Origin of the sequence: Asticcacaulis endophyticus (assembly GCF_014652575.1) — a bacterium.
Classification (GTDB): domain Bacteria; phylum Pseudomonadota; class Alphaproteobacteria; order Caulobacterales; family Caulobacteraceae; genus Asticcacaulis; species Asticcacaulis endophyticus.
The window spans coordinates 245,250-256,856 of record NZ_BMZB01000002.1 but is presented as its reverse complement, the minus strand read 5'-3'; the positions used below and the strand labels follow the sequence as shown (position 1 = coordinate 256,856).

Genomic DNA, 11,607 nt, shown 5'->3' with positions numbered 1-11,607 from the left:
GGCCTAATCAGCGGGTAATTCTGTTTAGGATCTGCTGATGCGTAATCTATTCTATGGCCTGTGCGCCGCCGCCCTTATCCTGCCGTCACTGGCCTGCGCCCAGAGCGCGCCACCGCTTAAGGACAAGGCTCAGAACGTCTATTTCATCGACGGCAAGGCTTCACTTAATGAGGCGCTCAAACGTGTGCCCAATGTCGGACACGCCAAGAATGTCATCCTGTTTATCGGCGACGGTATGGGCGTCAACAGCGTCACCGCCGGTCGTATTCTGGCCGGTCAGACCCACGGCGAAATCGGCACGACCTATAGGCTGGCGTTTGAAGCCTTTCCCTATACCGGCCTGTCCAAAACCTACTCGACCGACGACTATGTGACCGATTCCGCCAACGGGATTTCGGCCATCACCACCGGCGTAAAAACCATCAACGGCGCGCTCGGCGTCGATGGCACCGCCAAGCGCAAGGATTGCCCGTCGGGCTTAAGTGGCCGGGTCATCACCATCGCCGAACAGGCCCGGTTGATGGGGTTGTCGGCCGGTGTGGTCACCACCTCCGGCGTGACGGATGCCACCCCCGCCGGTGCCTATGGCCACACCACAACACGCGGCTGGCGTTCAGATTCCGAACTGCCCGCTGATGCGATTAAGGCCGGTTGCATCGATCTGGCCCGTCAGATGGTTGAGGCCCCGGCCAATGTCCGTATGAATGTGGTCATGGGCGGCGATCTGGCCCGCTTCACCCCGGAAAGTCAAAAGGGCCGCCGCAAGGATGGCCGCGACCTGACCAAGGCGTGGCTGAAACAAAGTCCGACGGCGCGTCTCCTGCGCACCGAAACCGAGCTTAAAGCCTTTGATCCGCAATCGAGCGACCATGTGCTGGGCCTGTTTGCCGCCGGTGATCTGCCCTCCCCCATCGATAAGGCCCAAAATCCGGAAACCCCGGCCTTAGCCGATATGACCTCGGCAGCTATTGGCGTGCTGAAACGTAACACCAAGGGCTTTTTCCTGTTGGTCGAAAGCGCGTCGATTGACAAATGGCACCACGTCAATGACGCCAAACGCGCCCTGCGTGATGTCGAGGAGCTGTCCAAGGCCGTTGCCGCCGCCCGTGCGGCCACAAATCCGGAAGAGACCCTGATCATCGTCACCGCTGACCACAGCCACGGCCTGACGCAATCGGGCTATTCCAGCCTGGGCGAGCCGATTCTGGGGCTGGCCCGCGTTGAGGGTGAAAATGTGCTGGATGATCATAAACACCCCTACGCCGTGCTGAATTATGCGACCGGCCCCGGCGACCATGGCCATGAGGATGATCCGGAACTCACACAGGACAAACTTACGGCACCGGACGCCAAGCACCCGTCGCTAATCCCGATGAGTAGTGCGGCCCACGGCGGCGAAGACGTACCGGTCTATGCCACCGGCCCGCAAGCCCACCTGCTGACCGGGGTGATGGAATCGAGCTACATCTATCAGGTCATGGCCCATGCCCTGGGCATAGATGGTGAAAAGTAATCAGCTACGGAAATCATCAATAACAATGCCGTAGCGGGTAACCTTATCGTAAAAGGTTTTGCGCGGCAGTTTCAGCGCCGCGATGACCTCACGCACATTGCCCGCGTACTGGCTCAGGGTTTCGCGCAGGACCGCCTCTTCGTATTGGCTGACCTGTTCGGCCAGCCCCAAGGCGTGCGTGCCTTCGGGCAGATGGGCGCTATCGAGGCCAAGCGCGCACAGTTCGGCAAACTGCTCCAGCTCACGGACATTGCCGGGCCAGTCATGGCGGCTGAGATAGGCCTGAGTGGCCTGGGTCAGCTTGGGTGGCGGGCGGTTCAGGCGTGTCGCCGCCCCCAGCAGGAAGTGCTGAAACAGCAACCGGATATCGTCGCCGCGCTCACTCAAGGGCGGCACGCGTAAGGAAACCCCGCTTAAGCGGTAATAGAGATCGGCGCGAAACTGACCGTCCTTGACACTTTGGGTCAGGTCAGTGCGCGTGGCGGCCACGACGCGGATATCCAGACTGCGCGGGCTTTCAGAGCCGACCGGCCAGATTTCGCGCGTTTCCAGCACCCGCAGCAGCTTGGCCTGCTGCGACAGGCTAAGTCCTTCGACCTCATCCAGAAACAGCGTGCCTTTGTTCGCACGTTCAAACCGGCCAATGACCCGCGCCGCGCCAGGGCGATGCCCGGCCTCAATCCCGAACAGTTCGGCCTGAAAACTGTCCTCGGTCAGGGTCGCGCACCCGACATGGACAAAGGGGCGGTTCTTGCGGGCACTTAAGGCATGAAGCGCGCGCCCGACGCGCTCCTTGCCCACGCCGGTGTCGCCGGTAATCAGGGCATCGACATCGGCTTCGGCCACCCTCACCACCACCTGCTTCAGGTAGGTCATGGCGGGGGAGTCGCCCAACAGCAGGTTCTGAGCCGGATTTTCGCGGTCGAGCAAAGCGGCATGGGCCTGACGCAACTGGCGGTTTTCCATCACCAGATCGCGGGTCTGGAGCGCGCGGCGGACCGACTGGATCAGGTCGTCGCGGGCAAAGGGTTTTGAGATGAAATCATAGGCCCCGTCTTTCAGCGCCTGCACCGCCATCGGCACGTCGCCGTGACCGGTCATCAGGATCACCGGCAGTTCGGCATCAATCGCCTGAACGCGTTTGAACAGGGTCAGGCCGTCCATGCGTGGCATACGCACATCGGTGACGATCACCCCGTCAAAGGCTGAGGTGATGACCTTCAGGGCATCCGGCCCATTGGAAAAGCCACGCACCGAAAACCCGTCCAGCTCCAGCGCCTGAATCTGTGCGGACAAAAGATCAGGGTCATCATCGATGAAAATGACGTTTCCGGTCATGACGCGACCTTTAGTCTGAGGATGAAGATAGCCCCGGCACTTGAGCTTTCCGCGCTCAGGTCGCCGCCAAAATCGCGCAAGATATCGTGGGCAATGACCAGCCCCAGCCCTAAGCCCTTGGGCTTGGTCGTCACAAACGGCGTAAATAACTGATCCAGCACTTCGGGTTTGAGGCCGGGGCCATTGTCGATCACCTTCAGCGTCACCCAATCGTCCGTCACCTCAACCGTCAGGCGCACCGTCGGATTGGGCGTGTCTTCCAGCGCCTCGAAAGCATTTTGCAGCAGATTGACCAGTACCTGCTCCAGCCGGATACGCCCGGCCATGACAAGTAGGTCAGACTCAATCGGATCGCAGATCAGGGCCACGCGGTTTTCATGCAGACGGCTCTGGTTCAGCAGGATGGACGACGTGACCGTGTCCTGCAACGGCACCGGCTCAACCTCACCCGTCGCCTTACGCGAAAAGGTGCGTAGCTCACCGGTGATGTGGCCGATGCGCTCACACATTCGGATGATCTTATCCAGGTTGTCACTGAGCATCGCCTTGCCGGTTTTGGGGGCGGTTTTGGGTGTCGCCAACAGTTTCACGCTAGTGTCGGCCAGTATGCGGATGGTCGCCACGGGCTGGTTGATTTCGTGAGCCACCCCCGCCGTGATCTGGCCCAGACTGGCCAGTTTATTGGCCTGAACCAGATCGGCCTGAAGGCTGCTCAGGCGGCGCTCAGCGTCGCGCCGGTCGTGGATTTCCGCCGACAACCTCGCATTGGTAATGCTGATCTCACGGGTGCGCGCCTCGACATCGCCCTCAAGACGCTGACGGTATTCGGCTTCGCGCGCGGCCATAATCGCCCCTTGCGCCTGCCTTAAGCGGACGCGCCGCCACTGCCAGATGATGAGCATGCCGATGAACCCCAGTGCCAGAGCCAGCATTAGGGACGCATTGCGCGCCAGATCCAGCGCCTGACGGGCGGCGCTTACGACCTGCAATTGCCAGCCATCGACCGGCACGGCCACCGGGGTCACAAATTCATCAGCACGCACCGGTGGGCGGGCCTGAAAGCGCAATTCCGGGCGGGCGGTGAGCACCACCTTGCCCGCGCGGTCGGTGACATAGGTCGGCTGCGGCGACTGCGCCCAACTGGCCTCAATCGCGTCGAACTCCATCTTGACGACGACCACCCCGATAGCTTTGCCGCCATCGCTGACGCTGTGGGCCATATAAAGCCCCGGCTTACCGCTGACCGTGCCAAGCGCGAACTGTTCGGCCACCACGTCTGACATGGCCTGCCGGAAATAGGGCCGAAAGCCGTAGTTTTCGCCCACAAATGAGACCGGCAGCGCCCAGTTGCTGGCGGCCACGGCCACGCCCTTATCGTCGATCAAATAAATGACGGCCCCGCGGGTTTCCTGACGCAGGCGCTCCAGTTTTTGCGAAATGCGCACAAACTTGGCCGGATCAGGCTCGCGCAAGGCCGCCACCACATCGCTGTCGTCAGCCAGAATAACCGGCACGGCGCGTTGTTTATCCAGTTCACTTTGTAAGACCGCCACCCGCAACTGCGCCGTCACCCGCGCCTCACGTTTCAGGTCATCCAGGGCGCTGCGCCGGGTCAGGTCATAGGTCGCCAACAGCGCGACGGCGGCCAGCAGCGCACAGCCTATCCCGGCCCACAGACGCAGGGACGATAGGGCGATCTTGAGCCGGGGCATATCCATATCACGATCATACGCTCTGGCGGAAAATCGCACAACGAAGATTTAGCGTGTGCGGATTTTCACACAAATATTCAGATGAAACATAACAATATTAAACCAATTCAATTCACTAACAAAATGCACCCCTGCAATTGCAGCCACCCACCGCAGGCATAAACTGATCCTTAACAAAAAATCGTCTCACACAGGTTGAGGAACATTGCCATGCTTATGTCTACACCTTCCGACACGCTTGCGTCCGCGCCGCCGCCGAAAAAGAGCGGGCCGTTTTATACCCACCTCTATTTTCAGGTACTGATCGCCATTGCGCTGGGCGCGGCCATCGGTCACTTTTATCCGCAGACCGGCGAAGCGCTCAAACCGCTGGGCGATGGCTTCATCAAGCTGGTCAAGATGATCATCTCCCCGGTTATTTTTCTTACCATCGTCACCGGCATTGCGGGCATGGGCTCACTCAAAGGGGTCGGCTCAGTCACCGCCAAGGCGTTTGGCTATTTTCTGACCTTTTCGACCCTGGCCCTGATTGTCGGCCTGATCGTCGCCAATGTGGTCCAGCCCGGCCACGGCATGAATATCGACCCGGCCACCCTGCACGACGCCAAGGTCGATGAATATGCCGCCAAGGCCCACGACTCGACCCTGATCGGGTTCATAATGGGCATCATCCCCACCACCTTCACCTCGGCCTTTGTCGACGGCAACATCCTGCAGGTGCTGTTTGTCGCCATACTGTTTGGGATTTCGCTGATCTTTATCGGCGAAAAAGCCAAGCCCCTGGTCAACATGCTGGAAACCCTCAGCCACGCCGTGTTCCGTATGGTCCACATTCTGATGAAGGCCGCCCCCATCGGTGCGTTCGGCGCTTTTGCCTTCACCATCGGCAAGTATGGTATTGCCTCGATCGTCAATCTGGCAGCACTAGTCGGCACATTTTATGCGACCTCAGCCCTGTTCGTCATCGTCATTCTTGGGGCAGTCTGTGCGGCCAACGGCTTCTCGATCTTTAAGCTGATCGGCTATCTTAAGGCCGAACTGCTGCTGGTCTTAGGCACCTCCTCGTCGGAATCGGCCCTGCCGAGCCTGATGGAAAAGATGGAGCAGGCGGGCTGTAAGCGCTCCGTCGTTGGCCTTGTGGTCCCGACCGGCTATTCGTTCAATCTGGACGGCACAAACATCTACATGACGCTGGCGGCCCTGTTTATCGCTCAGGCCACCAACACCCACCTGACGCTGGAGCAGCAACTGCTGCTGCTGTCGGTCGCTATGCTGTCGTCCAAGGGGGCGGCCGGTGTGACCGGGGCCGGATTTATCACGCTGGCGGCCACACTGTCGGTCGTCCCTACCGTGCCGATCGCCGGTATGGCCATTATCCTGGGCGTTGACCGTTTCATGTCGGAGTGCCGTTCGCTGACCAACTTCATCGGCAATGCGGTGGCCACGGTCGTCGTCAGCCGCTGGGAAAAGTCAGTCGATATGGACACTTTCCGCGCGGCCCTGAATGGCCAACCGGTGATAGAAGCTGAGCCGGTTCTGGCGATTCACGGTGCCCCCGCCGGTGTGCAACTGGGTGAAAAAAGCGCGGATTAATCTCAGCTTTCTCAATCCGAATAATCAAAAAAATATATCAGGAGGAAACCATGTCGGTTTCAGTCAAGGCTACGGCTTTATCTACATTCGCAGCTATCTCTGCTCTGGCCCTGCCATTGTCCGCTCAGGCCGAGACCCTTAAGTTCTCGGCTGAGGTCAAGGGCCTGACCGACGGCATCTATCGCGGCGTCAGCCAGACCGAAGGTCTGCCGCAATATATCGCCGGGGCACAGGTCGCTTACGGTAAGGTCTTTGTCGGCACCCTGTTCAAGTCCATGCGCGACCGCACCACCGGCGTCGATAATCAAACGCAAGCCCTGATCGGCTATAAAACCAAATTCAACGGCACCGATATCACCGCCCGCGCCATCTATAAGCAATATAATGGTGTGCGCCCCGGCATCGATGATGAGTTCATGGAATATGAGGTGAACTTAAGCCGCAAAGTGTCGGACAAACTGACTGGTAAACTCAATCTGGCCTATAGCCCCGACAACTACGGCAACCGCGCCAAGCAGGCGAACTTTGTTGAGATCGGCGTGGATTATAAACTGACCCCGCGTCTTAGCCTGCAGGCCGCGGGCGGCTTTCGCCATGTTGAAAACGGCACGGATTACACCAGCTACCTGGTGGGGGCGACCTATGCGGTGACCAAGACCCTGAACGCCAGCCTGACCTATACTCATACCGATAAGGCCGATCTGGGCGACAAGTACGGCGACGCCACCTTCATCACATTATCGAAAAAGTTTTAAGCCATCCGCACCGCCGCCCTCATTTCATGATAATCAGGCCCCAATCCTGATCCGTGAAGAGGTGCTGCGGTGCGTCGTCTTATTGCCCTGAGTTTGGTTACCCTGTGCGTGTTGGCCCTGACCGGGCTTGGTGTCTGGCAAGTGCAACGGCTGATGTGGAAAAATGCGCTGATTACCGCCGTCAATGAACGCACGCAAAGCCCCCCGATCGCGCTGGACGCCAAAGACGGTCAGTGGCCCACCCTCACCCAAGATCGTGACGAATATCGCCGCGTCACCGTGACGGGGCAGTTCCGGCACGACAAAGAAGTGCAGGTCTACGCCCTGACCGAAGCGGGCGCGGGCTATTGGGTAATGACGCCGCTGACCACCGCAAACGGTGCTACCATATTTATTAATCGCGGCTATGTGCCGACCGACCGTCGCGATCCGGCGACGCGCGCTGAAGGGCAAATGTCCGGCCCGGTCACCGTGACCGGCCTTGTGCGCATGTCGCAGGATAAGGGCTGGCTGTTTTTGCCGCCAAATGATCCCGTGGCCGAGCAATGGTCCCTGCGCGACACAAAACAAATGGCCAAGGCGCGGGGCCTTGGCCATGTGGCTGATTATTTTGTTGATGCGGACGCCTCACCGATTACCGGCGGGTGGCCCAAAGGCGGGATGACAGTGGTGAAGTTCACCAACAACCACCTGTCCTATGCCCTCACCTGGTTTGCCATGGCGGCGTTTCTGGCGGGGTTCACGGTCTGGTGGTTGCGTCGCCCAAAAACTCAGGCCCCAAAATATTAGGCTTTTGCCGACTGGAACCAGTTCATCAGGCGGTCTTCGTTGCGCGCCATGATCGCCAGATGCAGGCGACGGAACGGCCCGTTCATCATCTCAAGCGAGACATCGAACATCCCAAAACCCGGACGGGGTGCAGCGGCGGCTACGACGATATCCTTGCGTGGAATAGCGATATCGAGCAGGACGCCCTGATATTCCAGACGGTCTTCGAACACGCGCAGTTCACAGCGCCACAGCACCGGCACCACGAACAAAGCGATGCTGACCGGAATCATGCCCAGAACAATGCCGGAAAACTGCGTCAGAACCGAATCCCCGGCCATGTAGCCATTCGCCATCAACAGCACGCCTGCGACAATTTGCAGCATAGCGGCAACAAACAGCCCGGTCTTTACGATGATACCAAAACGGTAGGTGTGCAACGGCTCAGTCATTACGCGTCTCCTGTGCGACGCCAAAATTTCACATTAGCGTCAGTTTTCATATAGTTGGGGTAGAACAAGCGTTTGCGCAAGTAAAATATGCGACAATTTGACCCATATGTCAGTTATTTTATATGCGCCGCACAGCCACCGCTCTACTTTTTTACATAAGTGACGAATTTTGCTGCGAAATTATTTCACCGCCCCATGCTGCACCTGCGACATTTTGCCTATTGCCATCGCGCAGAATTTCATTAGTACGCAAGCACTTTGACATTTAAAACCTCCTCTTTGAGGAGACAGCCTCGGTGAATATCTGTGTCCTTACCCTGTCCCGTTAAGTGTGCTGGAACCGCCCAATCCGTCATCCGCAGAACATTGGGTGCCTCGCTGATCATTCTGGCCGCCGTATCCTTAAGCGGCTGCGAGATGGCCCTGATGGACCCCAAGGGCCCGATTGGTCTGCAACAAAAGGACCTGATTATTCTGGCGACCCTGCTCATGATGATTCCGGTCGTTCCGGTTATCGTCATGACCATCTGGTTTGCGTACCGCTACCGCGCCTCCAATGACAAGGCGACCTACGATCCGAATTTTGAGCACTCCAACCGCATCGAAGCCGTGGTGTGGGCCGTGCCGACCCTGATCATCATTGCGCTCGGCACCGTGACCTGGATCACCACCCACCAGCTTGACCCGCACAAAAAGATAGAAGCCGCCGCCGACCGCAGCCATATCGCCCCGATTGAGGTCGAAGTTGTCGCCATGGACTGGAAGTGGCTGTTCATCTATCCGCAGTACGGCATCGCTACGGTCAACGAAATGGCCATGCCGGTCGGCACCCCCGTCCATTTCAAGATCACCTCGGCCAGCGTGATGAACTCCTTTTTCATTCCGCAACTGGGCAGCCAGATCTATGCCATGAGCGGCATGGAAACCAAGCTGTCGCTGCGGGCCGATCACGCCGGTGCCTATGACGGCATTTCGGCCAACTATTCCGGCAATGGCTTTGCCCATATGCGCTTTAAGGCCAAGGCCATGACCGACGCCCAATTCGAAGCCTGGATCGCCAGCGCCAAGACCTCAGCGCAGTCGCTTGACACCGTCGCCTACAAAACCCTGAACCAAAAGAACGTCGCCCCTCAGCCGCTTTATTTTGCCGCCGTTGAGCCGCTAATGTTCAGCAAGGTTCTGAATGGTTGCGCTGAGGGCGGCCTGTGCCGCGACGACGCCCACAACATGGCCGTCATGAAAAAACTGGCCCCCAATGCCGAAGAGTGCGAAGACCCGAAGCTGGCGGCCGCGACAGGCCAAAGCGTCAAAGGCGCTAAACCCATCGGCAACGTCGCCTTCAAAGATAACGCTACCCCGGCCAGCTAAGCCTTAAAAACCGACAAAAGCGGCCGGGCAACCGGTCGTCTTCATACTAACTGTACCTTCTTTTCTGAAGTGATGTAACTCATGTCCAGCCCTGTCGCCGAACTTCACGAAGATCCGCTTCTTCGCTTTATCTTCGGTAAACTCGATATCAACTCCGTGCCTTGGCACGACCCCATCATCATGGGTGCCGGTTTCGGCATGGTTAGCGCCGCCGTACTCGTGATCGGCCTGACCACCTATTTCAAAAAATGGGGCTATGTCTGGTCAGAATGGCTGACCAGCGTCGACCACAAAAAGATCGGGGTGATGTACGTCATTCTGGCGCTGATCATGCTGTTGCGCGGTTTTGCCGACGCCCTGATGATGCGCGCCCAGCAGGCCTTAGCATCGGCAGGCGGCGCGGGTTATCTGCCGCCCGATCACTTCGACCAGATCTTTACCGCCCACGGTGTGATCATGATCTTCTTTGTGGCCATGCCGCTGGTAATTGGCCTGATGAACATCATCATGCCGCTTCAGATCGGCGCGCGCGACGTGGCCTTCCCGTACCTGAACTCTTTGAGCTTCTGGTTCACGGTCGCAGGGGCCATTCTGGTCAACGTCTCTCTGGTGGTGGGCGAATTCGCCCATACTGGCTGGCTGGCCTATGCGCCGTTGTCGGGGATAGAATTCTCGCCCGGTGTCGGGGTCGATTATTATCTGTGGGCGCTGCAGATATCGGGGCTTGGGACGACGCTGTCCGGGGTCAACCTGATCGCGACCATCTTTAAAATGCGTGCCCCGGGCATGACCCTGATGCGTATGCCGATCTTTACGTGGACGTCGCTGGCCGCCAACATCCTGATCGTGGCCGCCTTCCCGATCCTGACCGTGACGCTGGCCCTGCTGACGCTGGATCGGTATCTGGGTATGCACTTCTTCACCAATGACGGCGGCGGCAATGCCATGCTGTACGTCAACCTGATCTGGGCGTGGGGCCACCCGGAAGTCTATATCCTTGTGCTGCCCGCCTTTGGCATTTTCTCGGAAATCGTGGCGACTTTCTCGCGCAAGCGCCTGTTTGGCTATGACGGCATGGTCTATGCGACCATGTGTATCGCCCTGCTGTCGTTCCTGGTGTGGCTTCACCACTTCTTCACCATGGGCGCCGGTGCCGACGTCAATGCCTTCTTTGGCATCACCACCATGATCATCTCCATCCCGACCGGGGTGAAGGTGTTCAACTGGCTGTTCACCATGTATCGCGGCCGGGTACGCCTTGAACTGCCGATGCTGTGGACGCTGGGCTTCATCATCACCTTCGTCATAGGGGGCGCCACCGGCGTCATGCTGGCCATTCCGGGCGCAGACTTCGTACTGCACAACTCAGTGTTCCTGATCGCTCACTTCCACAATGTTATCATCGGCGGCGTGCTGTTTGGCTGTATTGCGGGCCTGAACTACTGGTTCCCGAAAGCGTTCGGCTTTAAGCTGCACACCGGGCTGGGTAAGGTCTCGTTCTGGTGCTGGCTGATCGGTTTTTATGTCGCCTTCATGCCGCTCTATGTGCTGGGCCTGATGGGCATGACCCGCCGCCTGAGCCACATGGATAACCCCATCTGGCAGCAGTACCTGATCGTGGCCGCGATCGGTGCCCTGATCATCGCCGTCGGCATCGCCGCGCAGATCGCTCAGATCGTATGGAGCGTCATCAAGCGCGATGAACTGCGTGACGAAACCGGCGATCCGTGGGACGGACGCACGCTGGAATGGGCGACCTCCTCGCCGCCGCCGTTCTATAACTTTGCGGTCACACCGGCGATCGGCAACCACGACTCGTTCTGGGACGCCAAGCAAACCGGTCAGGCATATGTTCAGCCGGAAAGCTATGCGCCAATCCACATGCCGCGCAATACCGCTACCGGTCTGCTGATCGGCCTGATCAGCGTGCCGCTCGGCTTTGCCCTGATCTGGCATATCTGGTGGCTGGCCATCGCATCGTTTGTGGCCATGGTCGGTATCGCCATTGCCCATACCTTTAACGAAGACCGCGACTATTATGTGCAGCCGGATGAGATCAAGGCGATCGAAGACGCGCGCTTCGCCAAACTCAAGACGGAGGCCTAATC

General features: G+C 58.6%; 9 protein-coding genes. 6 read left to right on the top strand and 3 right to left on the bottom strand.

The genetic code is table 11. The features are described 5' to 3' along the window. Positions 1-37: 37 nt before the first annotated feature. Positions 38-1,513 (top strand): alkaline phosphatase, encoded by a 1,476-nt coding sequence (locus IE102_RS09570; protein ID WP_189486276.1) that lies wholly within the window; start codon positions 38-40, stop codon positions 1,511-1,513. Here IE102_RS09570 and IE102_RS09565 read toward each other — a convergent pair whose 3' ends face one another. Then, entirely contained in the window at positions 1,514-2,851 is a 1,338-nt protein-coding gene (locus IE102_RS09565; protein WP_189486275.1) for a sigma-54-dependent transcriptional regulator, read from the bottom strand. Beyond that, positions 2,848-4,569: a sensor histidine kinase gene (locus IE102_RS09560; RefSeq protein WP_229807676.1), complete on the bottom strand. Its 1,722-nt coding sequence runs from the start codon at positions 4,567-4,569 to the stop codon at positions 2,848-2,850. The genes IE102_RS09565 and IE102_RS09560 overlap by 4 nt, the downstream gene beginning before the upstream one ends. 204 nt (positions 4,570-4,773) lie before the next feature. On the opposite strand from IE102_RS09560, the gene IE102_RS09555 reads away from it, so the two are divergent. The 3 genes from IE102_RS09555 to IE102_RS09545 all read left to right on the top strand — a co-directional run bounded on the left by IE102_RS09555 (position 4,774) and on the right by IE102_RS09545 (position 7,700). Further along, on the top strand, positions 4,774-6,156 hold the full coding sequence (locus IE102_RS09555) for a dicarboxylate/amino acid:cation symporter (RefSeq protein WP_189486274.1): 1,383 nt from the start codon (positions 4,774-4,776) through the stop codon (positions 6,154-6,156). 50 nt (positions 6,157-6,206) lie between these two features. Continuing rightward, positions 6,207-6,911: a TorF family putative porin gene (locus tag IE102_RS09550; RefSeq protein WP_189486273.1), complete on the top strand. Its 705-nt coding sequence runs from the start codon at positions 6,207-6,209 to the stop codon at positions 6,909-6,911. Between the two features lie 69 nt (positions 6,912-6,980). Further along, the gene (locus IE102_RS09545; protein WP_189486272.1) at positions 6,981-7,700 is read left to right on the top strand and encodes an SURF1 family protein; all 720 of its coding nucleotides are present in this window, start codon (positions 6,981-6,983) and stop codon (positions 7,698-7,700) included. On the opposite strand, the gene IE102_RS09540 is transcribed toward IE102_RS09545, so the two are convergent. After that, on the bottom strand, positions 7,697-8,131 hold the full coding sequence (locus IE102_RS09540; RefSeq protein ID WP_189486271.1) for a hypothetical protein: 435 nt from the start codon (positions 8,129-8,131) through the stop codon (positions 7,697-7,699). The genes IE102_RS09545 and IE102_RS09540 overlap by 4 nt on opposite strands. 306 nt (positions 8,132-8,437) lie before the next feature. Between IE102_RS09540 and cyoA the strand changes: the two genes are divergently transcribed. Next, on the top strand, positions 8,438-9,499 hold the full coding sequence (gene cyoA, locus IE102_RS09535; protein WP_229807675.1) for a ubiquinol oxidase subunit II: 1,062 nt from the start codon (positions 8,438-8,440) through the stop codon (positions 9,497-9,499). An 81-nt stretch (positions 9,500-9,580) separates the two neighbouring features. Continuing rightward, complete coding sequence (cyoB, locus tag IE102_RS09530) at positions 9,581-11,605, top strand: cytochrome o ubiquinol oxidase subunit I (RefSeq protein ID WP_229807674.1); 2,025 nt, start codon at positions 9,581-9,583, stop codon at positions 11,603-11,605. The last annotated feature ends 2 nt before the right edge of the window (positions 11,606-11,607 follow it).

Excerpts from the sequence above, each read along its gene's own strand:
- IE102_RS09570 (WP_189486276.1), top strand. The coding sequence starts at position 38 with ATGCGTAATCTATTCTATGGCCTGTGCGCCGCCGCCCTTATCCTGCCG.
- IE102_RS09555 (WP_189486274.1), top strand. The coding sequence starts at position 4,774 with ATGCTTATGTCTACACCTTCCGACACGCTTGCGTCCGCGCCGCCGCCG.
- IE102_RS09550 (WP_189486273.1), top strand. The coding sequence starts at position 6,207 with ATGTCGGTTTCAGTCAAGGCTACGGCTTTATCTACATTCGCAGCTATC.
- IE102_RS09560 (WP_229807676.1), bottom strand. The coding sequence starts at position 4,569 with ATGGATATGCCCCGGCTCAAGATCGCCCTATCGTCCCTGCGTCTGTGG.
- cyoB (WP_229807674.1), top strand. The coding sequence starts at position 9,581 with ATGTCCAGCCCTGTCGCCGAACTTCACGAAGATCCGCTTCTTCGCTTT.
- IE102_RS09540 (WP_189486271.1), bottom strand. The coding sequence starts at position 8,131 with ATGACTGAGCCGTTGCACACCTACCGTTTTGGTATCATCGTAAAGACC.
- IE102_RS09565 (WP_189486275.1), bottom strand. The coding sequence starts at position 2,851 with ATGACCGGAAACGTCATTTTCATCGATGATGACCCTGATCTTTTGTCC.